The sequence below is a fragment of the Enterobacter cloacae genome (assembly GCF_013375935.1).
Taxonomy (GTDB): domain Bacteria; phylum Pseudomonadota; class Gammaproteobacteria; order Enterobacterales; family Enterobacteriaceae; genus Enterobacter; species Enterobacter pasteurii.
Genome location: NZ_CP056117.1, coordinates 1,495,991 through 1,515,528, shown reverse-complemented (window position 1 = coordinate 1,515,528; position 19,538 = coordinate 1,495,991). Strand labels below are relative to the sequence as shown.

Genomic DNA, 19,538 nt, shown 5'->3' with positions numbered 1-19,538 from the left:
TTACCAGCTAGCCTTTTTCAAGCCTGGTACTTCACCGCGCATGGCGGCTTCACGCAGTTTGATACGGCTCAACCCAAACTTGCCCACATAACCATGTGGACGACCTGTTTGACGACAGCGGTTACGCTGACGAGACGGGCTGGAATCACGCGGCAGAGACTGCAGCTTGAGAACCGCATTCCAACGATCTTCGTCGGAAGCGTTCACATCAGAAATGATCGCTTTCAGTTCAGCGCGTTTAGCGAAGAATTTATCAGCTAAAGCTACGCGCTTTACTTCGCGTGCTTTCATTGATTGCTTAGCCATTCAGTAACCCTACCTTACTTGCGGAACGGGAAGTCAAAGGCAGCCAGCAGAGCACGGCCTTCTTCATCAGATTTCGCAGTAGTGGTAATGGTAATATCCAAACCACGCACGCGGTCGACTTTATCGTAGTCGATTTCTGGGAAGATGATCTGCTCACGGACACCCATGCTGTAGTTACCACGACCGTCGAAAGACTTAGCGGACAAGCCACGGAAGTCACGGATACGTGGAACAGCAATAGTGATCAGGCGCTCAAGGAACTCCCACATGCGTTCGCCACGCAGAGTTACTTTACAGCCGATCGGATAGCCCTGACGGATTTTGAAGCCTGCAACAGATTTGCGTGCTTTGGTGATCAGCGGTTTTTGACCGGAGATTGCTGTCAGGTCAGCTGCTGCGTTATCCAGCAGTTTCTTGTCAGCGATCGCTTCACCAACACCCATGTTCAGGGTGATCTTCTCGACCCGAGGGACTTGCATGACAGAATTGTAGTTAAACTCAGTCATGAGTTTGTTAACTACTTCGTCTTTGTAGTAATCATGCAGTTTCGCCATCGTACTACTCCAAATTACTTGATAGTTTCGCTGTTAGACTTGAAGAAACGGACTTTTTTACCGTCTTCGAATCTAAAGCCTACACGGTCAGCCTTACCGGTAGCCGCATTGAAGATTGCAACGTTAGAAACCTGAATAGCAGCTTCTTTTTCAACGATGCCGCCTGGTTGGTTCAGGGCCGGAACCGGCTTCTGATGTTTCTTAACCAGGTTGATACCTTCAACGACGAGTTTGCCGGAAGACAGAACATTTTTTACTTTACCGCGTTTACCTTTATCTTTACCGGTTAACACGATAACTTCGTCATCACGACGGATTTTCGCTGCCATGATTCGCTCCTTAGAGTACTTCTGGTGCCAGAGAGATAATTTTCATGAACTTCTCAGTACGAAGTTCACGAGTTACCGGCCCAAAGATACGCGTGCCGATAGGCTGCTCGCTGTTATTGTTTAAAATAACGCATGCATTACCATCGAAGCGAATGACAGAACCGTCAGGGCGACGAACACCCTTCTTGGTGCGCACCACTACCGCCTTCAGCACATCACCTTTTTTGACCTTACCACGTGGAATTGCTTCCTTGATGGTGATCTTGATGATGTCGCCTACGCCTGCGTAGCGACGGTGCGAGCCACCCAGAACCTTGATACACATTACGCGACGTGCACCGGAGTTGTCGGCGACGTTCAGCATAGTCTGTTCTTGGATCATTTTAGTGCTCCGCTAATGTCAACTACTACCTGAGACTCTAAAATCAGAGCCGTTAAAAAGCCCCATATCGAGGGCGCGGCATTATAACACCGCTTCTGCAATATGGGTAGAAAAAATAAACGGCTCATCGCTGAGCCGTTTATTCGTATTGAGAATGCGTACTCTATTACAGAACCGCTTTCTCTACAACGCGAACCAGCGTCCAGGACTTAGTCTTGGACAGTGGACGGCATTCACGGATTTCAACCTTGTCGCCGATACCACATTCGTTGTTCTCGTCATGTACGTGCAGTTTGGTCGTACGCTTGATGAATTTACCGTAGATCGGGTGTTTCACAAAACGTTCGATAGCTACAACAATGGATTTCTCCATTTTATCGCTAACAACACGACCTTGCAGAGTACGGATTTTATCGGTCATTACGCACCCGCCTTCTGAGTCAGTAAAGTCTTAACGCGCGCAACATTGCGACGCACTTGCTTCAGCAGGTGAGTCTGTTGCAGCTGGCCACTTGCAGCCTGCATACGCAGGTTGAACTGCTCACGCAGCAGGTTCAGCAGCTCAGCGTTCAGCTCTTCAACGCTTTTTTCACGCAGCTCTTTTGCTTTCATTACATCACCGTCTTAGTTACAAAGGTGGTTTTGATAGGCAGTTTCGCTGCTGCCAGGCCGAAGGCTTCACGGGCCAGCTCTTCCGGAACACCGTCCATTTCATAAAGGACTTTGCCCGGTTGGATCAAGGCAACCCAGTACTCCACGTTACCTTTACCTTTACCCATACGAACTTCCAGTGGCTTCTCGGTGATCGGTTTGTCCGGGAATACACGGATCCAGATCTTACCTTGACGCTTAACTGCACGGGTCATTGCACGACGTGCTGCTTCGATCTGACGTGCAGTCAGACGACCACGGCCAACAGCTTTCAGACCGAAAGTGCCGAAGCTAACATCCGTACCCTGCGCCAGACCACGGTTGCGGCCTTTGTGCACTTTACGGAATTTTGTACGCTTTGGTTGTAACATCAGCGACGCTCCTTATTTACGGCCTTTACGCTGCTGCTTTTTAGGTTGAGCAGCCGGTTTTTCCGGTTGTTCAACAGCAGCCATACCACCCAGGATCTCACCTTTGAAGATCCATACCTTAACGCCGATTACACCGTAAGTGGTGTGCGCTTCAGAGGTGTTGTAGTCGATGTCAGCACGCAGAGTGTGCAGCGGTACGCGACCTTCGCGGTACCATTCGGTACGTGCGATTTCCGCGCCGCCCAGACGGCCGCTAACTTCAACTTTGATACCTTTAGCGCCCAGACGCATTGCGTTCTGTACAGCACGCTTCATAGCACGACGGAACATAACACGACGTTCCAGCTGAGAAGTGATGCTGTCAGCAACCAATTTAGCGTCCAGTTCAGGCTTACGAACTTCAGCGATATTGATCTGTGCAGGAACGCCAGCGATATCCGCTACGACCTTGCGCAGTTTTTCTACGTCTTCGCCTTTCTTACCGATAACGATGCCAGGGCGAGCAGTGTGAATAGTCACACGGATGCTCTTAGCTGGACGCTCGATAACGATACGAGATACAGACGCTTTAGCCAGTTCCTTAGTCAGGTACTGACGTACTTTAAAATCGCTGTCCAGGTTGTCAGCGAATTCTTTGGTGTTCGCAAACCAGGTAGAGTTCCATGGTTTTACAATACCCAGGCGAATACCATTAGGATGTACTTTCTGACCCATTGCTAGTCTCCAGAGTCTCAGCGATCGGACACAACCACAGTAATGTGGCTGGTGCGCTTCAGGATGCGATCTGCACGACCTTTCGCACGCGGCATAATGCGCTTCATGCTTGGGCCTTCATCTACGAAAATTTTCGCGACTTTCAGATCGTCGATGTCAGCGCCATCGTTGTGTTCAGCGTTAGCAATGGCAGATTCCAGTACTTTCTTGACCAATACCGCAGCTTTCTTGTTGGTATAGGTCAGGATGTCCAGGGCCTGCGACACTTTCTTACCGCGAATCAGGTCAGCAACAAGGCGAACCTTCTGTGCAGAAGAACGAGCATGGCGATGTTGAGCTAAAGTTTCCATCTCTTCCTCCTACCTTATTTCTTCTTCGCTTTTTTATCAGCAGCGTGGCCGCGATAAGTACGAGTCGGTGCGAATTCACCCAGTTTGTGACCAACCATTTCGTCGGTAACAAAGACTGGAACGTGCTGACGACCATTATGGACAGCGATGGTCAAACCGATCATGTTAGGAAAGATCGTTGAACGACGGGACCAAGTGCGCAGGGGCTTCTTGTCTCCGCTTTCCACCGCTTTCTCTACCTTCTTCAGCAAGTGCAGGTCAATAAAAGGACCTTTCTTGAGAGAACGTGGCATGGCTTATCCTCTAAAATTATTTGCTACGGCGACGTACGATAAATTTATCAGTACGCTTGTTGCTGCGGGTCTTCTTACCTTTGGTCTGAACGCCCCACGGAGTTACCGGGTGCTTACCAAAGTTACGACCTTCACCACCACCATGTGGGTGATCGACTGGGTTCATCGCAGTACCGCGAACGGTAGGACGAACACCACGCCAGCGTGCAGCACCAGCTTTACCCAGAACGCGCAGCATATGCTCAGCATTGCCAACTTCGCCCAGAGTAGCGCGGCAGTCTGCTTCGACTTTACGCATTTCACCAGAACGCAGACGCAGGGTGACATAAGCACCATCGCGCGCAACGATCTGAACGTAAGTACCAGCGGAACGCGCCAGCTGACCGCCTTTACCTGGTTTCATTTCTACGTTATGAACGGTAGAACCAACCGGGATATTGCGCATCGGCAGGGTGTTGCCTGCTTTGATTGCAGCATCAACGCCAGACTGAATCTGGTCGCCAGCTTTCAGGCCTTTAGGGGCCAGGATGTAACGGCGTTCGCCATCTTTGTACAGAACCAGCGCGATGTTCGCGGAACGGTTCGGATCGTACTCAAGACGCTCAACAACTGCTGGGATACCGTCTTTGTTGCGTTTGAAGTCAACAATACGATAAGCCTGCTTGTGGCCACCACCGATGTGACGAGTGGTGATACGGCCATTGTTGTTACGACCACCGGATTTGCTGTTTTTTTCCAGCAACGGAGCAAAAGGTTTGCCCTTGTGCAGCTCAGGGTTAACCACTTTAACTACGTGGCGACGACCCGGAGATGTCGGTTTACATTTAACAACTGCCATTGTATTACTCCTCCGACTTACTCAGCGCCGCCAACGAAGTCCAGGTTCTGGCCTTCTTTCAGGGTGACGTAAGCTTTTTTCCAGTCGCTACGACGACCGATACGCTGTCCGTGACGTTTAACTTTCCCTTTAACTACCAGGGTGTTAACGACTTCGACTTCGACTTCAAACAGTTTCTGCACAGCAGCTTTGATCTCTGCTTTGGTCGCGTCTTTAGCAACTTTGAGAACGATGGTGTTTGTTTTTTCCATCGCAGTAGACGCTTTTTCAGAAACGTGCGGTGCGCGCAGCACCTTCAGCAGACGTTCTTCACGAATCATGCCAGCATCTCCTCAACTTGCTTAACAGCATCAGCAGTCATTACGACTTTGTCGAAGGCGATCAGGCTAACCGGGTCGATACCAGTCGCGTCGCGTACGTCAACCTTGTGCAGGTTACGCGCGGCCAGGAACAGGTTCTCGTCCAGCTCACCGGTGATGATCAGCACATCTTCCAGAGCCATGTCTTTCAGTTTCTGTGCCAGCAGCTTAGTTTTAGGCGCTTCAACAGAGAACTTCTCGACAACGATCAGACGATCCTGACGTACCAGTTCGGACAGAATGCTTTTCAGCGCGCCGCGGTACATCTTTTTGTTAACTTTTTGACTGTGGTCCTGTGGACGCGCAGCGAAGGTCACGCCACCTGAACGCCAGATCGGGCTCTTGATAGAACCTGAACGCGCACGGCCGGTACCTTTCTGGCGCCATGGCTTTTTGCCAGAACCAGTTACTTCAGCACGAGTCTTCTGAGCACGAGTACCCTGACGAGCACCAGCTGCATAAGCAACAACAACCTGGTGAACCAGCGCTTCGTTGAAATCACGACCGAAGGTAGTTTCGGAAACAGTCAGCGCGCTCTGCGCGTCTTTCAATACTAATTCCATTGCTATCCCCTTACGCCTTCACAGCTGGTTTAACGATCAGGTCGCTACCGGTTGCACCCGGGACCGCACCTTTAACCAGCAGCAGGTTGCGCTCAGCGTCAACACGTACTACGTCCAGGCTCTGAACGGTTACACGTTCGTTACCCAGCTGACCTGCCATTTTCTTGCCTTTGAACACTTTGCCCGGAGTCTGGTTCTGACCGATAGAACCCGGAACACGGTGAGACAAGGAGTTACCGTGGGTAGCGTCCTGGGTACGGAAGTTCCAGCGCTTAACGGTACCAGCAAAACCTTTACCTTTAGAGGTACCGGTTACGTCAACTTTTTTAACGTCAGCAAACAGCTCAACGCTAATGTCCTGACCTACGGTGAACTCTTCGCCTTCAGCAAGACGGAATTCCCACAGACCACGGCCAGCTTCAACGCCAGCTTTAGCGAAGTGACCCGCTTCTGGTTTGGTTACACGGTTAGCTTTTTTAGCACCAGTGGTAACCTGAATAGCGCGGTAGCCATCGTTAGCCAGATCTTTAACCTGAGTAACGCGGTTTGCTTCAACTTCGATTACGGTTACTGGGATAGAAACGCCATCTTCAGTGAAGATGCGGGTCATACCCACTTTTTTACCGACTAAACCAATCATTGTTTCAACCTCTCAATCGCTCGATGACCTGATTAACCCAGGCTGATCTGCACGTCTACACCGGCAGCCAGATCCAGACGCATCAGAGCATCAACGGTTTTCTCAGTTGGCTCAACGATGTCAACCAGACGCTTGTGAGTGCGGATTTCGTACTGATCACGCGCATCTTTGTTAACGTGCGGAGAGATCAGAACGGTAAAGCGCTCTTTGCGGGTCGGCAGCGGGATCGGACCACGGACTTGCGCACCAGTGCGCTTAGCAGTCTCGACGATTTCCGCGGTTGATTGATCGATCAGACGATGATCAAACGCTTTAAGGCGGATACGGATTCTTTGGTTCTGCATGAGACCAGAGCTCCAATTATTTTATAAACGAAAATGATTACTCCTCAAACCCATTACGATTGATGGGAGAGTGTAACCGTTCTTACGTAGCTCCCCAATTGGGAGCATTGTTGAGTAACAAAGTGAGCTACTCTGGTTCAGATTGAACCCGCCGTCAATTACGACAAGCCCGCGCATTATACGTAAATCTGGACAAGACGCAAGTGCCGTTTAGAAATTAAGCGCTAAAGACGCACGATGCGTAAGGTCACGCACTTTTTTATGTAATCGATCCCTTCTCAAGGCTTTATCGGACGCCGCTACGCAATTGCGGTTTTTGTAAATTGTCGGACATGCAGATTATGGCGAGTATGCGTGCAAACCCTTTTGAGGCCTTTTCCATGGTTATGACCCTCCCCTTTCTGCTGACCTATTTTTCACTGACGGCTGTCCTTATACGTGCAGACATTCGCACCGGGCTTCTTCCTGATAAATTTCTCTGCCCGCTGCTTTGGGTGGGCCTGCTCTATCAGCTCTGTCTCCACCCAGATTTTCTGCCGAGTGCAGTGGTGGGTGCGATGGCGGGATATGCCGGGTTTGCCGCTGTCTATTGGGGCTATCGGCTACTCTGCCGGCGTGAAGGGATGGGCTACGGCGATATTAAATATCTGGCGGCGCTCGGCGCGTGGCATGGCTGGTGCGTACTGCCGATGCTGGCATTGGTAGCGGCGCTGTTAGCGCTACTTTCCTTCCTGTGTCTCTCGTTGCTTACCCCTGATAAGCAAACATTAAAAAACCCGCTGCCTTTTGGGCCATTTCTGGCGGCAGCGGGTTTATGCGTCGGTTGGGAAAACCTGATTAATTTTCCACTTTGATCTGAGACTGAAGATAGTTCTGTAGGCCAATTTTGCTGATGAGATCCAGTTCTGTTTCAAGCCAGTCGATGTGACCTTCTTCATCGGCCGGGATCTGGATCATCATGTCGCGGCTGACATAGTCATGAACGCTGTCCGCATAGGCGATAGCTTCACGCAGATCTTTCGCGCCTTCCAGTTCAAGCCGGAGATCAGAACGCAGCATCTCTTCGACATCTTCTCCGATGCCAAGCTTTCCGAGATCCTGCAGGTTAGGAATGCCTTCAAGGAAGAGAATACGCTCGATGTATTTATCGGCGTGTTTCATCTCATCAATGGACTCATGGTATTCAACATCGTTGAGGCGAGTCAGTCCCCAGTTTTTGAACATTCTTGCATGGAGAAAATACTGGTTGATTGCGACAAGCTCATTTCCCAATAATTTATTGAGATAACTTATGATTTTAACATCACCTTTCATTATATAGTCCCTCCGCTTCCACTCATTGAAGCGTAGAACGGGCTACAGGGATGTCAAAAAAAAGATGGTAGCTTACGCGATCTCTTTGAATTCCGGGATCTGCATCAATTCGTCCTGCATAATCTCACGCGCCGCGCGCACGCATTTACCGCATTGATTTCCCACCGGAACGAACTTGCGAAGCTGCTGAAAAGACTGTGACTGAAACTGGCGAACGGCCTGACGAATTTTTTTGTCGCTTACACCATTACATAAACAAACGTACATAAAGACTCCCGTTCAAAATATGCGCAAAGTGTAAGTGAGAATGCTTATGATTACAATAGCACATACGCCTGTATGCGGCGCGGGAGGAGACAAAAAATGCGACATGCTGTGACAAGAAAAAGGGCACAAAAAAAAGGACGCCGAAGCGTCCTTTTTATTTCAGGGATAATTAATTAGCCCAGAACTTTAGCAACAACGCCCGCGCCAACGGTACGGCCGCCTTCACGGATTGCGAAACGCAGACCGTCGTCCATCGCGATTGGGTGGATCAGAGTCACAACCATCTTGATGTTGTCGCCTGGCATTACCATCTCTACGCCTTCTGGCAGTTCGATGGTACCGGTCACGTCAGTTGTACGGAAGTAGAACTGTGGACGGTAGCCTTTGAAGAACGGAGTATGACGGCCGCCTTCGTCTTTGGACAGAATGTACACTTCAGATTCGAACTTGGTGTGTGGCTTGATTGAGCCTGGCTTCGCCAGAACCTGACCACGTTCGATTTCTTCGCGTTTGATACCACGCAGCAGAACACCTACGTTCTCACCAGCACGGCCTTCGTCCAGCAGTTTGCGGAACATTTCAACGCCAGTACAGGTAGACTTCGCAGTCTCTTTGATACCAACGATTTCAACTTCTTCACCAACTTTGATGATACCGCGCTCTACACGACCGGTAACAACGGTACCACGACCGGAGATAGAGAATACGTCTTCGATTGGCAGCAGGAATGGCTTGTCAATCGCACGCTCTGGTTCTGGGATGTAAGAATCCAGGTAGCCAGCCAGTTCGATGATTTTCTCTTCCCACTCTGCTTCGCCTTCCAGCGCTTTCAGCGCGGAACCACGAACGATTGGGGTATCGTCGCCTGGGAAATCGTACTGAGACAGCAGTTCACGAACTTCCATCTCTACCAGTTCCAGCAGCTCTTCGTCATCAACCATGTCGCATTTGTTCAGGAACACGATGATGTAAGGAACGCCTACCTGACGACCCAGCAGGATGTGCTCACGGGTCTGAGGCATTGGGCCGTCAGTCGCAGCAACAACCAGGATCGCGCCGTCCATCTGCGCAGCACCGGTGATCATGTTTTTAACATAGTCGGCGTGGCCTGGGCAGTCTACGTGCGCGTAGTGGCGAGTCGGGGTGTCATACTCAACGTGAGAGGTGTTGATGGTGATACCACGAGCTTTTTCTTCTGGTGCGTTATCGATCTGGTCGAAAGCACGAGCAGCACCGCCGTAGGTTTTAGCCAGTACGGTAGTGATTGCAGCAGTCAGGGTAGTTTTACCATGGTCAACGTGGCCGATAGTACCAACGTTGACGTGCGGTTTTGTACGTTCAAATTTTTCTTTAGACACGGCTATATTCCTTACTATAGTGCTCTCCCCTTCGGAGAGAGCACGGGACTTAGGTTTTAATCCTGTGGATTACTTACCACGGGCTTCGATAACGGCCTGAGCAACGTTGTTCGGCACATCATCATACTTCAGGAATTCCATAGTGTATGATGCACGACCTTTGGTCAGAGAACGCAGCTGAGTTGCATATCCGAACATTTCAGACAGCGGAACTTCAGCGTGGATCTTAACGCCAGTTACTTCGGATTCCTGACCACGCAGCATACCGCGACGACGGCTCAAGTCACCGATAACGTCACCGGTGTTCTCTTCAGGAGTTTCTACTTCAACCTTCATGATTGGCTCAAGCAGAACTGGTTTTGCTTTCTTAAAGCCTTCTTTAAAGGCAATAGACGCAGCCAGTTTAAACGCCAGTTCAGAGGAGTCAACGTCGTGGTAAGAACCGAAGTGCAGACGAACACCCATGTCTACAACCGGGTAACCAGCCAGAGGACCAGCTTTCAGCTGCTCCTGGATACCTTTATCAACGGCAGGGATGTATTCGCCAGGAATTACACCACCTTTGATGTCGTTGATGAACTCGTAACCTTTAGGGTTAGAGCCCGGCTCCAGTGGGTACATGTCGATCACAACGTGACCGTACTGACCGCGACCACCAGACTGCTTAGCGTGTTTACCTTCAACATCGGTAACTTTCGCGCGAATCGCTTCGCGGTAAGCAACCTGAGGTTTACCCACGTTCGCTTCAACGTTGAATTCACGCTTCATACGGTCAACGATGATGTCCAGGTGCAGTTCACCCATACCGGCGATGATGGTCTGGTTAGATTCTTCATCAGTCCATACGCGGAATGATGGGTCTTCTTTCGCCAGACGGCCCAGAGCCAGACCCATTTTTTCCTGGTCAGCTTTGGTTTTTGGTTCAACCGCGATGGAGATTACCGGCTCAGGGAATTCCATACGCTCCAGAATGATCGGGTGATCCGGGTCACACAGGGTGTCACCAGTGGTCACGTCTTTCAGACCGATAGCTGCAGCGATGTCGCCCGCACGAACTTCTTTGATCTCTTCACGTTTGTTAGCGTGCATCTGTACGATACGGCCAAAACGTTCACGCGCCGCTTTCACGGAGTTCAGGATGGTGTCACCGGAGTTAACCACACCAGAGTAAACGCGGAAGAAGGTCAGGTTACCCACGAATGGGTCGGTAGCAATTTTGAACGCCAGTGCAGAGAATGGCTCGTCGTCGCTTGCGTGACGCTCAGCCGGAGTATCTTTACCGTCGTCCAGGATGCCGTTGATCGCAGGAACGTCAACCGGGGATGGCAGGTAGTCAACTACCGCATCCAGCATCGCCTGAACACCTTTGTTCTTGAACGCAGAACCACAGGTTACCAGGATGATTTCGTTGTTCAGAACGCGCTGACGCAGAGCAGATTTGATCTCTTGCTCAGACAGTTCTTCACCACCCAGGTATTTTTCCATCAGCTCTTCAGATGCTTCAGCCGCGGATTCGATCAGGTTCTGGTGCCATTCGTCAGCCAGGTCCTGCATCTCAGCCGGGATATCTTCGTATTCGAAGGTAACGCCTGCATCTGCTTCGTTCCAGTTGATGGCTTTCATTTTCACCAGGTCGATAACGCCGGTGAAGCCTTCTTCAGCACCAATTGCCAGCTGCAGCGGAACAGGGTTCGCGCCCAGACGGGTTTTGATCTGACCAACAACTTTCAGGAAGTTAGCACCCATACGGTCCATTTTGTTAACGAACGCGATGCGTGGAACTTTATATTTGTTTGCCTGACGCCATACGGTTTCAGACTGTGGCTGAACACCACCAACTGCGCAATAAACCATTACCGCGCCGTCAAGAACACGCATGGAACGTTCTACTTCGATGGTGAAGTCAACGTGCCCTGGGGTGTCGATGATGTTTACGCGATGCGGTTCGTACTGCTTAGCCATACCTGACCAGAATGCAGTAGTCGCTGCGGAGGTGATAGTAATACCACGCTCCTGCTCCTGTTCCATCCAGTCCATGGTGGCTGCGCCGTCATGAACTTCACCGATTTTATGGTTTACACCGGTGTAGAACAGAATACGTTCGGTAGTAGTGGTTTTACCGGCGTCGATGTGCGCACTGATACCGATGTTACGGTAGCGTGCGATGGGTGTTGTACGAGCCATTTGATTCCTCGTTTATATCTTTAGGCGTTCAGTTAAGTTACCCAGAGCGGGCGGCTTCTCTGAAGCGCCCGCCTGGTGACTACGACTCCGAAGGGATTACCAACGGTAGTGTGCGAACGCCTTGTTGGCTTCTGCCATACGGTGAACGTCTTCACGTTTCTTAACTGCAGTACCTTTGTTTTCTGCAGCATCAGAAAGTTCGTTCGCCAGACGCAGAGCCATGGATTTATCACCGCGTTTACGAGCAGCTTCAACGATCCAACGCATTGCCAGAGCATTACGACGAACCGGACGAACTTCAACCGGAACCTGATAAGTAGAACCACCAACGCGGCGAGACTTAACTTCTACAGTCGGGCGCACGTTGTCGAGAGCGACTTCGAAAGCTTCCAGTTCATTTTTACCAGAACGCTGAGCCAGGGTCTCCAGCGCGCTGTATACGATTGCTTCTGCAGTAGATTTTTTACCATCTACCATCAGGATATTTACAAATTTTGCCAGCAGTTCTGATCCGAATTTCGGATCTGGAAGAATTTTACGCTGACCAATGACGCGACGACGTGGCATGGGATTACTCCGTTGTTAATTCAGGATTGTCCAAAACTCTACGAGTTTAGTTTGACATTAAGATAAATCAGTTTGGCCTTACTTAACGGAGAACCATTAAGCCTTAGGACGCTTCACGCCGTACTTGGAGCGAGCCTGCTTACGGTCTTTAACACCTGAGCAGTCCAGCGCACCACGAACGGTGTGGTAACGAACACCCGGAAGGTCTTTAACACGACCGCCACGGATCAGGATCACGGAGTGCTCCTGCAGGTTGTGACCTTCACCACCGATGTAGGAAGTCACTTCGAAACCGTTAGTCAAACGCACACGGCATACTTTACGCAGTGCGGAGTTTGGTTTTTTAGGAGTGGTGGTATATACACGAGTACATACACCACGTTTCTGCGGGCAGGCTTCCAGCGCAGGCACGTTGCTTTTTGCAACTTTGCGTGCACGTGGTTTGCGTACCAGCTGGTTAACTGTTGCCATTAAATAGCTCCTGGTTTTAGCTTTTGCTTCGTAAACACGTAATAAAACGACCTCATACAATATGAGGACGCGAAATTTTAGGGCTACGTCGAAAAGGTGTCAAGAAATATACAGCAATCTCAAATCACCAGTTCATTTGACTGGCGTGCGTCACAGTAAGATTGACGAAATCAGTATAGCCAACCACGTCAATTTTGGCTGAAATTTGACCAGAAAGACCCCGCGCCTCCAGATCGTCCTTCAGCGCAGAGACTATTATGGCGGCATTGCTGAGGATTTCAACAAAACGGCTGCCCTCAAGCGCCGCCAGCACGCCGTCCTGAATCAGCAGCAGATCGTCGCCTTCGCGCAGCATGCTCAGTAAGGTGTCGATATCGCATTGCCACGGTGAACGGCTCAGGGTATGGAGCATGACAGCCTCAGAAAGTCAGAACGGTATCGTAGTGAGAGAGATGTTCGCGCAGGGTGCCGGATGCAAGGATCGTCACGTCCAGCACGAATGCCGTTTTCTCGTTTAACCCCCGCGCCGCCAGCGAGTCGGCACACACGTAGAAGATTTCAATGTCATAGAGCGGCAGCACTTTAAACGTCGCGATGTAATCGCGCGCAAGAATAGCCTGCGGTTGTTGACCCGCCAGAAGCTGGAATACGCCATCGCCCAAAAAGAACACGCCGATGTCTTCCGTCAATGCCGACATCGCGAGCAATGCATCCAGCCCTTCCCGACCTGACGCGCTGCCATGCGGCGCAGAAGTAAAAACAAACGCTACGCGCTTCATCAGAATTGTACCACCCTGTCGCAGGTCAGCGCAGCCTGTGCTAAGGCGCCTAAGCCGCTGAGCGAAAAGCCCGGCTGCAGGTTAGCCCCCGACAGACCGAGGCGTTCGGCTTCGGCCGCATCCGCTACACCGCGCCGCAGTGCCGCCGCCACGCAGATGTGCAGCTCAACGCCCTGCGTCTCGTTTAATTTTTGCCAGGCGCGCACAAGGTCAAACTCATCGCTCGCCGGAGACGTAAACTGGTTCGCGTTATAGACCCCTTCACGATAGAAAAAGACGCTTGCCAGTTCATGACCGGCCTCAAGCAGGGCATGGGCAAACTGGAGCGCGCTGCTGGCCTGCTGGGTGCCGTACGCCGGGCCCGTCACCATTAACGCAAAACGCATTACTTCTCTTGCCCCAGGAGGTCGCCGCTTTTGAACTGGCGAATATAGAGGTAAACCGTGTGCTTAGAGATGTTAAGACGATCGGCCACCTGGTTGATGGCATCTTTGATATCAAAAATCCCTTTCTCATAGAGGTTCAGCACGATCTGACGATTCTTGGCGTTGTTGGATACGTTGCGATCGGCATTCACCTCTTCGATGGTGAACTCCAGCGTCTGGGTCACAAGGTCTTCAACAGAAGAAGCAAAGTTCACCGACGAGCCTACGTCCGGCGTTTCTGGCGGAACGAAGGTACTCATGATTTGGGAGAATGGCACATCAAGGTTCATGTTGATGCACAGCAGGCCGATAACCCGCTGATCGCGGTTACGGATTGCGATAGTTTCAGACTTCATCAGCACGCCGCTTTTGGCGCGGGTGAAATAGCATTTTGAGACGCTGCTGTCCGCGCCGGTCATGTCATGCAACATACGCAATGCAAGGTCGGTGATTGGCGAACCAATTTTACGGCCAGTGTGCTCACCATTCGCAATGCGGATAGCGGAACACTTAAGATCTTGCAGGGAATGCAATACGATTTCGCAGTGGGAACCAATGAGCATCGCTAACCCGTCCACTACCGCTTCGTAGGATTTCAGAATATCGAAGTCGGTCTGGTCAAATGGACGTTGATCCAGCAAATCAAGTTCACTGGTTTCGTTGGTTAAAAGCGACCTGGACATGAAAAAAACACTCCTTTTCAGGAGCCTGTCGTTAGGTTTTCAGGGCAGGCTCATTATCTACACGGACAACTAAATTAATACAGCGCGTATAACGCTTTCCAGTGTTAATTATATCTGCCCCACAATAAAAAAAACCGCCGCCTGAAAGGCGGCGTTTTTTTTCAGCATTACTTCTTCGCTGCTGCGGCTTTGTCGTCAGCCGGTGCGTCTGTTTTCGCATCCGCTTTCGGTGCCGGTTTGATGTCCAGCAGTTCTACATCAAATACCAGCGTGGAGTTAGCCGGGATCCCCGGAACGCCCGTTTTGCCGTAAGCCAGATCCGGTGGGATAACCAGCTTGATTTTACCGCCTTTCTTGATGTTCTTCAGGCCTTCAGTCCAGCCCGGGATCACACCGTCCAGACGGAAGGAGAGAGGCTCACCGCGCGTGTAGGAGTTGTCGAACTCCTTACCGTCGATCAGCGTACCTTTGTAGTTAACGACAACGGTGTCGCTGTCTTTAGGCGCGCTACCGGTACCTTCTTTCTCAACTTTATAGATCAGGCCAGTAGAGGAGGTTTTAACGCCTTTCTCTTTAGCAAACGTATCGCGGTAGGCTTTGCCTTTCGCTTCATTTTCTTTAGCGTCAGCTTCCATCTTGGTCTGAGCGGCGCCTTTCACGCGCGCTTCAAACGCCTGCAGAGTCTGCTCGATTTCCTGGTCAGACAGTTTGCTCTTGTCTGCGAACGCATCCTGAACACCTGCGATCAGCTGGTTTTTGTCCAGTTTGATGCCCAGCTTCTCTTGTTCTTTCAGAGAGTTTTCCATGTAGCGACCCAGAGACGCGCCCAGTGCGTAGGCGGATTTCTGGTCGTCATTTTTGAATGCCGCTTTGCTGTCTGTAGTCGCAGCAGGCTTCGCAGCAGTATCAGCAGCGAAAGACAGCGGCGCGTTGAGCGCTACAGCCATGGTGGTCGCCAGCAGCGTAACTTTAAACAGTGATTTCATCCATATCTCCAGGACCTGAGGTCTCTCACCCCAGTGTTAAACGTAAATGAGTGACGTACTATAAAACGTTGTGGAAGAAATCTACAGACAGACTCCCCCGAATGTCTCTTCTTTTCAGACTATTTTTGTTTAAATAAGTTTCTTGTCAGGGAGATGGATACTGTACTTAAGGGAAAAGTCAGCTAAACTTCGCCGCCGCAGGCCCCTGATGGCCCATGAGAGATGAACGAGGTGAATGATGAAGGATACAATGATGGAAGCGAGACTGGCTGAGCTGGAAAGCCGCCTGGCTTTTCAGGACATCACCATCGAAGAGCTAAACCAGACCGTGACGGCACATGAGCTTGAAATGGCAAAACTGCGGGATCATATGCGCCTGCTGACGGAAAAGCTGAAGGCGACGCAGCCGTCGAACATTGCCTCTCAGTCTGAAGAGACGCCACCACCTCACTATTGAGGCGTAAAAAAAGCGGGATTATCCCGCTTTTTTATTTTCCGTCTTACGGAATTAGTGGCAACCGCAGCCGCCGTTGCCGCAACCACCTTTACCGTGGTCGTGACCATGGTCGTGGCCGTGACCACCGCAGCAGCCATCGTGGCCGTGTTCGTGATCGTGGTCGTGACCGTGCGCACCGTGAACGTGGCCATGAGCCAGCTCTTCTTCGGTTGCTTCGCGGATGGCAACAACTTCCACGTTGAACTTCAGGTTCTGGCCAGCCAGCATGTGGTTGCCGTCAACCACAACGTGGTCGTCTTCAACTTCAGTGATTTCAACCGGAACCGGCCCCTGGTCGGTTTCAGCCAGGAAGCGCATGCCAACCTGCAGCTCGTCAACGCCCATAAACACGTCTTTAGGAACGCGCTGAACCAGGTTGTCATCATACTGGCCGTAAGCGTCGTTCGCGCCCACAGCTACGTCAAATTTGTCGCCAACTTCATGACCTTCCAGCGCAGTTTCCAGGCCGGAAATCAGGGAACCGTGACCATGCAGGTAGTCCAGCGGCGCACTCACCGGAGACTCATCAACCAACACACCGTCTTCTGTACGTACCTGATAGGCCAGGCTGACCACCAGGTCTTTTGCTACTTTCATGATATCTCCTGAGCGTGGGAAAATTGCTGGCGCAGATTGTAGCGGAAATCTGCACCCGTGTACCCTTAAGCTTAAAAAAACTCAGAGCATATCGCTAGTCTGGATGAAAAATGCCGATCACTTGCTCTTCTTTGCGAACGTGATCGCGGGCTTCTTTGTCGGCCTCACGCATCTGGTGTCCGCACTTAACGCATTCAACTATATCGATATTATTTTCGCGCCACATGGCCAGCGTATCCTGTGCCTGGCAGGACGGACATTTTGCGCCCGCGATAAAGCGTTTACGTACAGCCATCTTTCGTTACCCTTTATTCAAATTCATCCCAGCCGTCGAGCTGGCGTCGTTCCTGCTGCATCTCGCGCTGGAAGATCTCCTCCAGTTCGCGGCGCGCTTCCCGCACGCGGGATATCTGCGCCGTATCGCTGTGCACAGGCATCAGTTCACGCAGCATTCGCATATCCAGCCGGCGGAAATGCATCTGGGCGCGTTGCGCCTGGTGAGGATGCATCCCTAGCGAGATAAGCGCCTTACGACCCAGCTCCAGCGCGCTGGAGAAGGTTTCACGGGAGAAGTGTTTCACACCTGCCTGTAAAAGTTCGTGAGCTTCAACACGTCCGCGGGCCCGCGCCAGAATATGCAGATGCGGGAAATGCTGCTGGCACAGCTCCACCAGCTTCATCGTGTCTTCCGGGTCGTTACAGGTGATGACGATAGACTCCGCGGCCTCCGCGCCCGCCGAGCGCAGCAGTTCAAGCTGGGTCGCGTCGCCGTAGTACACCTTATAGCCATATTTGCGCATCAGGTTGACCGCACTGATATCGCGCTCCAGCACCGTGATGCGCATTTTGTTCGCCATCAGCAGTCGCCCGATCACCTGCCCGAAGCGGCCAAAGCCCACGACGATCACCTGCGGTTTATCGTCTTCTACCCACGGCGCTTCGTCTTCATCGTCTGCCGGGTTCAGGCGGCGCGACAGCAGTTTGTCCACCAGCTTCATCAGCAGCGGCGTAGTCATCATCGACAGGGTCACCGTCACCAGCAGCAGCGCCATCTGGTCATCCTTGAACAGCTTTTGTGACGACGCGGTAGAAAAGAGCACAAACGCAAACTCTCCGCCCTGGCTTAACACGCTGGCAAACTGCATTCTTTCCGAACTGCGCAGGCCATAAATCCTCGCCAGGACATACAGCACCAGCGCTTTCACCGCCACCAGCACCGCCACGCTCATCACTACCCACAGAAGATGGGTATAGAGCACGCCAAGGTTGAGCGCCATGCCCACCGAAATAAAGAACAGCCCTAACAGCAGCCCCTTGAACGGATCGATGGCCGTCTCCAGCTCGTGCCGGTACTCGCTTTCAGCAAGCAACACCCCGGCGATAAACGTACCGAGCGCCATCGACAGGCCCAGCGCATCCATAAACAGCGCAGAGCCAAGCACCAGCAGCAGCGTTGCGGCGGTAAATACCTCGCGCACGCCGGATGCGGCAATAAAGCGGAACACCGGACGCAGTAAAAACCGTCCGCCGATCAGCATGCCCGCGAAGGCCAGCACCTTCATGGAGATTTTCATCCAGTCGAAATGATCGTCTCCGGAGCCTGCCAGCAGCGGCACCAGCGCCAGCGCCGGGATCACCGCTAAATCCTGAAACAGCAGCACCGAAAAGCCCAGCTGCCCCGCCTCGTTGCGGTTCATTCCCTTATCGCGCATCAGCTGTAGCGCCATCGCCGTCGACGACATCGCAAGCCCTATCCCGCCAATCGCCGCGGCCTGCCAGGAAAACTGCGTCAGCATCAGCAGGCCCGCGAGAATGGCGGCGCTGAGCAATACCTGCGCCGCCCCGACGCCAAAAATGGATTGCCGCAGCTGCCACAGCTTAGCGGGGTTCAGCTCAAGCCCGATGATGAACATCAGGAATACCACGCCCAGCTCGGAGAAGTGGAGAATTTCATCCACATCGCTGATAAACCCAAGCCCCCAGGGGCCTATGGCAATCCCCGCCAGCAGGTAGCCCAGCACCGCGCCAATGCCAAGCCGTGCGGCAAGCGGTACCGCGACAACCGCGGCAAATAAAAACAGCACGCCGGCAAGGAGTAAATTCGAACCGTCCATTAACGTCCTCCCGCCGGAATTGGTGATGCCAGCCATTCGCCATAGGCTCTGGCGTGGCTCGCCAGCGCCTTCGGATCCTGCCGCCGCGCCCAGTAGACGATAATCGGGCTCATCCAGTGCATGCGGCACATCGCTGCCGTCAGCTCGAACGGCCGCAGGATATCGCTCATGGGATAACGGTTCAGCCCGTCATGGCGGTAAGCGCTCTCCGGCTCACCGGTGGTAATGACGCTCCGCCAGTACTTTCCCGCCAGCTGGTTGCCTCCCACCCCGCTGGAAAAGCCCCGGCTCAGCACGCGGTCCAGCCACTCTTTCATCAGCGCCGGACAGCTATAGGTATAAAGCGGATGCTGGAACACGATGACGTCATGCTGACGCAGCAGCTCCTGCTCGTAAGGAATGTCGATAAAGAAATCTGGATAGTGCGCGTAGAGATCGTGCACCGTTACGTTGCTGAGCTGTGTGGCCGGCTTAAGCAGTACCCGGTTCGCCACCGAGTCCTGTGATTCCGGATGGGCATACAGCAGCAGCACTTTCGCTGTCTGAGACATCACTCCCCTCCCGGTTCTGTTTTTGTGTATTGTTGTCGTTTTGGGCTACCAT

Annotated in this window: 32 protein-coding genes; 2 read left to right on the top strand and 30 right to left on the bottom strand. The window is 52.0% G+C overall.

Going from position 1 to position 19,538, the window contains the following annotated elements:
• The 15 genes from rpsN to rpsJ form a co-directional block, all read right to left on the bottom strand.
• A complete protein-coding gene (rpsN, locus tag HWQ14_RS07135; protein ID WP_003863291.1) occupies nucleotides 1-306 on the bottom strand; it encodes a 30S ribosomal protein S14 in 306 nt (101 codons plus the stop codon).
• A 14-nt stretch (nucleotides 307-320) separates the two neighbouring features.
• On the bottom strand, nucleotides 321-860 hold the full coding sequence (gene rplE, locus HWQ14_RS07130) for a 50S ribosomal protein L5 (protein ID WP_003863290.1): 540 nt from the start codon (nucleotides 858-860) through the stop codon (nucleotides 321-323).
• Between the two features lie 14 nt (nucleotides 861-874).
• Entirely contained in the window at nucleotides 875-1,189 is a 315-nt protein-coding gene (rplX, locus tag HWQ14_RS07125) for a 50S ribosomal protein L24 (RefSeq protein ID WP_003863287.1), read from the bottom strand.
• Between the two features lie 10 nt (nucleotides 1,190-1,199).
• The gene (gene rplN / locus HWQ14_RS07120; protein WP_002919748.1) at nucleotides 1,200-1,571 is read right to left on the bottom strand and encodes a 50S ribosomal protein L14; all 372 of its coding nucleotides are present in this window, start codon (nucleotides 1,569-1,571) and stop codon (nucleotides 1,200-1,202) included.
• 166 nt (nucleotides 1,572-1,737) lie between these two features.
• Entirely contained in the window at nucleotides 1,738-1,992 is a 255-nt protein-coding gene (gene rpsQ / locus HWQ14_RS07115; RefSeq protein WP_002438707.1) for a 30S ribosomal protein S17, read from the bottom strand.
• Complete coding sequence (gene rpmC / locus HWQ14_RS07110) at nucleotides 1,992-2,183, bottom strand: 50S ribosomal protein L29 (RefSeq protein ID WP_003863282.1); 192 nt, start codon at nucleotides 2,181-2,183, stop codon at nucleotides 1,992-1,994. Before rpmC ends, rpsQ begins: the two co-directional genes overlap by 1 nt.
• Entirely contained in the window at nucleotides 2,183-2,593 is a 411-nt protein-coding gene (rplP, locus tag HWQ14_RS07105; RefSeq protein WP_002919759.1) for a 50S ribosomal protein L16, read from the bottom strand. The genes rpmC and rplP overlap by 1 nt, the downstream gene beginning before the upstream one ends.
• Before the next feature lie 12 nt (nucleotides 2,594-2,605).
• Entirely contained in the window at nucleotides 2,606-3,307 is a 702-nt protein-coding gene (rpsC, locus tag HWQ14_RS07100; RefSeq protein ID WP_000529945.1) for a 30S ribosomal protein S3, read from the bottom strand.
• Between the two features lie 17 nt (nucleotides 3,308-3,324).
• Nucleotides 3,325-3,657, bottom strand: coding sequence for a 50S ribosomal protein L22 (rplV, locus tag HWQ14_RS07095; protein WP_002919773.1), 333 nt, complete (start codon nucleotides 3,655-3,657; stop codon nucleotides 3,325-3,327).
• A 14-nt stretch (nucleotides 3,658-3,671) separates the two neighbouring features.
• Nucleotides 3,672-3,950, bottom strand: a complete 279-nt coding sequence (gene rpsS / locus HWQ14_RS07090) for a 30S ribosomal protein S19 (RefSeq protein ID WP_001138117.1) — start codon at nucleotides 3,948-3,950, stop codon at nucleotides 3,672-3,674.
• A 16-nt stretch (nucleotides 3,951-3,966) separates the two neighbouring features.
• Nucleotides 3,967-4,788 (bottom strand): 50S ribosomal protein L2, encoded by an 822-nt coding sequence (rplB, locus tag HWQ14_RS07085; RefSeq protein ID WP_000301859.1) that lies wholly within the window; start codon nucleotides 4,786-4,788, stop codon nucleotides 3,967-3,969.
• Between the two features lie 17 nt (nucleotides 4,789-4,805).
• On the bottom strand, nucleotides 4,806-5,108 hold the full coding sequence (gene rplW, locus HWQ14_RS07080; protein WP_000617546.1) for a 50S ribosomal protein L23: 303 nt from the start codon (nucleotides 5,106-5,108) through the stop codon (nucleotides 4,806-4,808).
• Entirely contained in the window at nucleotides 5,105-5,710 is a 606-nt protein-coding gene (rplD, locus tag HWQ14_RS07075; protein WP_000424395.1) for a 50S ribosomal protein L4, read from the bottom strand. The genes rplW and rplD overlap by 4 nt, the downstream gene beginning before the upstream one ends.
• Before the next feature lie 10 nt (nucleotides 5,711-5,720).
• Entirely contained in the window at nucleotides 5,721-6,350 is a 630-nt protein-coding gene (rplC, locus tag HWQ14_RS07070; protein WP_003863274.1) for a 50S ribosomal protein L3, read from the bottom strand.
• 32 nt (nucleotides 6,351-6,382) lie between these two features.
• Nucleotides 6,383-6,694: a 30S ribosomal protein S10 gene (gene rpsJ, locus HWQ14_RS07065; RefSeq protein WP_001181005.1), complete on the bottom strand. Its 312-nt coding sequence runs from the start codon at nucleotides 6,692-6,694 to the stop codon at nucleotides 6,383-6,385.
• Between the two features lie 380 nt (nucleotides 6,695-7,074).
• Between rpsJ and HWQ14_RS07060 the strand changes: the two genes are divergently transcribed.
• The gene (locus tag HWQ14_RS07060) at nucleotides 7,075-7,548 is read left to right on the top strand and encodes a prepilin peptidase (protein WP_176609345.1); all 474 of its coding nucleotides are present in this window, start codon (nucleotides 7,075-7,077) and stop codon (nucleotides 7,546-7,548) included.
• Here the strand turns inward: HWQ14_RS07060 and bfr are convergent.
• The 11 genes from bfr to fkpA all read right to left on the bottom strand — a co-directional run bounded on the left by bfr (nucleotide 7,532) and on the right by fkpA (nucleotide 15,728).
• Nucleotides 7,532-8,008: a bacterioferritin gene (bfr, locus tag HWQ14_RS07055; protein WP_176609344.1), complete on the bottom strand. Its 477-nt coding sequence runs from the start codon at nucleotides 8,006-8,008 to the stop codon at nucleotides 7,532-7,534. The genes HWQ14_RS07060 and bfr overlap by 17 nt on opposite strands.
• A gap of 72 nt (nucleotides 8,009-8,080) precedes the next feature.
• The gene (bfd, locus tag HWQ14_RS07050; RefSeq protein WP_176609343.1) at nucleotides 8,081-8,275 is read right to left on the bottom strand and encodes a bacterioferritin-associated ferredoxin; all 195 of its coding nucleotides are present in this window, start codon (nucleotides 8,273-8,275) and stop codon (nucleotides 8,081-8,083) included.
• Between the two features lie 173 nt (nucleotides 8,276-8,448).
• A complete protein-coding gene (gene tuf, locus HWQ14_RS07045; RefSeq protein ID WP_022651945.1) occupies nucleotides 8,449-9,633 on the bottom strand; it encodes an elongation factor Tu in 1,185 nt (394 codons plus the stop codon).
• Between the two features lie 69 nt (nucleotides 9,634-9,702).
• Nucleotides 9,703-11,817, bottom strand: coding sequence for an elongation factor G (gene fusA / locus HWQ14_RS07040; protein ID WP_176609342.1), 2,115 nt, complete (start codon nucleotides 11,815-11,817; stop codon nucleotides 9,703-9,705).
• Between the two features lie 96 nt (nucleotides 11,818-11,913).
• The gene (rpsG, locus tag HWQ14_RS07035; protein WP_003861706.1) at nucleotides 11,914-12,384 is read right to left on the bottom strand and encodes a 30S ribosomal protein S7; all 471 of its coding nucleotides are present in this window, start codon (nucleotides 12,382-12,384) and stop codon (nucleotides 11,914-11,916) included.
• Between the two features lie 96 nt (nucleotides 12,385-12,480).
• Complete coding sequence (rpsL, locus tag HWQ14_RS07030) at nucleotides 12,481-12,855, bottom strand: 30S ribosomal protein S12 (protein ID WP_000246815.1); 375 nt, start codon at nucleotides 12,853-12,855, stop codon at nucleotides 12,481-12,483.
• Nucleotides 12,856-12,979: 124 nt separating this feature from the next.
• Entirely contained in the window at nucleotides 12,980-13,267 is a 288-nt protein-coding gene (gene tusB / locus HWQ14_RS07025) for a sulfurtransferase complex subunit TusB (RefSeq protein WP_176609341.1), read from the bottom strand.
• Nucleotides 13,268-13,274: 7 nt separating this feature from the next.
• Nucleotides 13,275-13,634: a sulfurtransferase complex subunit TusC gene (tusC, locus tag HWQ14_RS07020; RefSeq protein ID WP_176609340.1), complete on the bottom strand. Its 360-nt coding sequence runs from the start codon at nucleotides 13,632-13,634 to the stop codon at nucleotides 13,275-13,277.
• On the bottom strand, nucleotides 13,634-14,020 hold the full coding sequence (tusD, locus tag HWQ14_RS07015) for a sulfurtransferase complex subunit TusD (protein WP_148422605.1): 387 nt from the start codon (nucleotides 14,018-14,020) through the stop codon (nucleotides 13,634-13,636). Before tusD ends, tusC begins: the two co-directional genes overlap by 1 nt.
• A complete protein-coding gene (locus HWQ14_RS07010) occupies nucleotides 14,020-14,742 on the bottom strand; it encodes a helix-turn-helix transcriptional regulator (protein WP_176609339.1) in 723 nt (240 codons plus the stop codon). The genes tusD and HWQ14_RS07010 overlap by 1 nt, the downstream gene beginning before the upstream one ends.
• Nucleotides 14,743-14,909: 167 nt before the next feature.
• Nucleotides 14,910-15,728 (bottom strand): FKBP-type peptidyl-prolyl cis-trans isomerase, encoded by an 819-nt coding sequence (gene fkpA / locus HWQ14_RS07005; RefSeq protein WP_148422603.1) that lies wholly within the window; start codon nucleotides 15,726-15,728, stop codon nucleotides 14,910-14,912.
• A 238-nt stretch (nucleotides 15,729-15,966) separates the two neighbouring features.
• Here fkpA and HWQ14_RS07000 point away from each other — a divergent pair, with 238 nt between their 5' ends.
• The gene (locus tag HWQ14_RS07000) at nucleotides 15,967-16,185 is read left to right on the top strand and encodes a protein SlyX (RefSeq protein WP_148422610.1); all 219 of its coding nucleotides are present in this window, start codon (nucleotides 15,967-15,969) and stop codon (nucleotides 16,183-16,185) included.
• Between the two features lie 51 nt (nucleotides 16,186-16,236).
• Here the strand turns inward: HWQ14_RS07000 and slyD are convergent, their stop codons facing one another.
• From slyD to kefG, 4 genes are all read right to left on the bottom strand, one after another.
• A complete protein-coding gene (gene slyD / locus HWQ14_RS06995; protein ID WP_148422602.1) occupies nucleotides 16,237-16,821 on the bottom strand; it encodes a peptidylprolyl isomerase in 585 nt (194 codons plus the stop codon).
• A gap of 94 nt (nucleotides 16,822-16,915) precedes the next feature.
• The gene (locus tag HWQ14_RS06990; protein WP_003861689.1) at nucleotides 16,916-17,116 is read right to left on the bottom strand and encodes a YheV family putative zinc ribbon protein; all 201 of its coding nucleotides are present in this window, start codon (nucleotides 17,114-17,116) and stop codon (nucleotides 16,916-16,918) included.
• Nucleotides 17,117-17,129: 13 nt separating this feature from the next.
• Nucleotides 17,130-18,935: a glutathione-regulated potassium-efflux system protein KefB gene (gene kefB / locus HWQ14_RS06985; RefSeq protein ID WP_176609338.1), complete on the bottom strand. Its 1,806-nt coding sequence runs from the start codon at nucleotides 18,933-18,935 to the stop codon at nucleotides 17,130-17,132.
• Nucleotides 18,935-19,486, bottom strand: coding sequence for a glutathione-regulated potassium-efflux system ancillary protein KefG (gene kefG, locus HWQ14_RS06980; protein WP_176609337.1), 552 nt, complete (start codon nucleotides 19,484-19,486; stop codon nucleotides 18,935-18,937). The genes kefB and kefG overlap by 1 nt, the downstream gene beginning before the upstream one ends.
• Nucleotides 19,487-19,538 lie beyond the last annotated feature (52 nt).

What these genes read in the sequence shown, in the direction of transcription:
- rpsN (WP_003863291.1), bottom strand. Translation starts at nt 306, where the DNA reads ATGGCTAAGCAATCAATGAAAGCACGCGAAGTAAAGCGCGTAGCTTTA.
- rplE (WP_003863290.1), bottom strand. Translation starts at nt 860, where the DNA reads ATGGCGAAACTGCATGATTACTACAAAGACGAAGTAGTTAACAAACTC.
- rplX (WP_003863287.1), bottom strand. Translation starts at nt 1,189, where the DNA reads ATGGCAGCGAAAATCCGTCGTGATGACGAAGTTATCGTGTTAACCGGT.
- rplN (WP_002919748.1), bottom strand. Translation starts at nt 1,571, where the DNA reads ATGATCCAAGAACAGACTATGCTGAACGTCGCCGACAACTCCGGTGCA.
- rpsQ (WP_002438707.1), bottom strand. Translation starts at nt 1,992, where the DNA reads ATGACCGATAAAATCCGTACTCTGCAAGGTCGTGTTGTTAGCGATAAA.
- rpmC (WP_003863282.1), bottom strand. Translation starts at nt 2,183, where the DNA reads ATGAAAGCAAAAGAGCTGCGTGAAAAAAGCGTTGAAGAGCTGAACGCT.
- rplP (WP_002919759.1), bottom strand. Translation starts at nt 2,593, where the DNA reads ATGTTACAACCAAAGCGTACAAAATTCCGTAAAGTGCACAAAGGCCGC.
- rpsC (WP_000529945.1), bottom strand. Translation starts at nt 3,307, where the DNA reads ATGGGTCAGAAAGTACATCCTAATGGTATTCGCCTGGGTATTGTAAAA.
- rplV (WP_002919773.1), bottom strand. Translation starts at nt 3,657, where the DNA reads ATGGAAACTTTAGCTCAACATCGCCATGCTCGTTCTTCTGCACAGAAG.
- rpsS (WP_001138117.1), bottom strand. Translation starts at nt 3,950, where the DNA reads ATGCCACGTTCTCTCAAGAAAGGTCCTTTTATTGACCTGCACTTGCTG.
- rplB (WP_000301859.1), bottom strand. Translation starts at nt 4,788, where the DNA reads ATGGCAGTTGTTAAATGTAAACCGACATCTCCGGGTCGTCGCCACGTA.
- rplW (WP_000617546.1), bottom strand. Translation starts at nt 5,108, where the DNA reads ATGATTCGTGAAGAACGTCTGCTGAAGGTGCTGCGCGCACCGCACGTT.
- rplD (WP_000424395.1), bottom strand. Translation starts at nt 5,710, where the DNA reads ATGGAATTAGTATTGAAAGACGCGCAGAGCGCGCTGACTGTTTCCGAA.
- rplC (WP_003863274.1), bottom strand. Translation starts at nt 6,350, where the DNA reads ATGATTGGTTTAGTCGGTAAAAAAGTGGGTATGACCCGCATCTTCACT.
- rpsJ (WP_001181005.1), bottom strand. Translation starts at nt 6,694, where the DNA reads ATGCAGAACCAAAGAATCCGTATCCGCCTTAAAGCGTTTGATCATCGT.
- HWQ14_RS07060 (WP_176609345.1), top strand. Translation starts at nt 7,075, where the DNA reads ATGGTTATGACCCTCCCCTTTCTGCTGACCTATTTTTCACTGACGGCT.
- bfr (WP_176609344.1), bottom strand. Translation starts at nt 8,008, where the DNA reads ATGAAAGGTGATGTTAAAATCATAAGTTATCTCAATAAATTATTGGGA.
- bfd (WP_176609343.1), bottom strand. Translation starts at nt 8,275, where the DNA reads ATGTACGTTTGTTTATGTAATGGTGTAAGCGACAAAAAAATTCGTCAG.
- fusA (WP_176609342.1), bottom strand. Translation starts at nt 11,817, where the DNA reads ATGGCTCGTACAACACCCATCGCACGCTACCGTAACATCGGTATCAGT.
- rpsG (WP_003861706.1), bottom strand. Translation starts at nt 12,384, where the DNA reads ATGCCACGTCGTCGCGTCATTGGTCAGCGTAAAATTCTTCCAGATCCG.
- rpsL (WP_000246815.1), bottom strand. Translation starts at nt 12,855, where the DNA reads ATGGCAACAGTTAACCAGCTGGTACGCAAACCACGTGCACGCAAAGTT.
- tusB (WP_176609341.1), bottom strand. Translation starts at nt 13,267, where the DNA reads ATGCTCCATACCCTGAGCCGTTCACCGTGGCAATGCGATATCGACACC.
- tusC (WP_176609340.1), bottom strand. Translation starts at nt 13,634, where the DNA reads ATGAAGCGCGTAGCGTTTGTTTTTACTTCTGCGCCGCATGGCAGCGCG.
- tusD (WP_148422605.1), bottom strand. Translation starts at nt 14,020, where the DNA reads ATGCGTTTTGCGTTAATGGTGACGGGCCCGGCGTACGGCACCCAGCAG.
- HWQ14_RS07010 (WP_176609339.1), bottom strand. Translation starts at nt 14,742, where the DNA reads ATGTCCAGGTCGCTTTTAACCAACGAAACCAGTGAACTTGATTTGCTG.
- fkpA (WP_148422603.1), bottom strand. Translation starts at nt 15,728, where the DNA reads ATGAAATCACTGTTTAAAGTTACGCTGCTGGCGACCACCATGGCTGTA.
- HWQ14_RS07000 (WP_148422610.1), top strand. Translation starts at nt 15,967, where the DNA reads ATGAAGGATACAATGATGGAAGCGAGACTGGCTGAGCTGGAAAGCCGC.
- slyD (WP_148422602.1), bottom strand. Translation starts at nt 16,821, where the DNA reads ATGAAAGTAGCAAAAGACCTGGTGGTCAGCCTGGCCTATCAGGTACGT.
- HWQ14_RS06990 (WP_003861689.1), bottom strand. Translation starts at nt 17,116, where the DNA reads ATGGCTGTACGTAAACGCTTTATCGCGGGCGCAAAATGTCCGTCCTGC.
- kefB (WP_176609338.1), bottom strand. Translation starts at nt 18,935, where the DNA reads ATGGACGGTTCGAATTTACTCCTTGCCGGCGTGCTGTTTTTATTTGCC.
- kefG (WP_176609337.1), bottom strand. Translation starts at nt 19,486, where the DNA reads ATGTCTCAGACAGCGAAAGTGCTGCTGCTGTATGCCCATCCGGAATCA.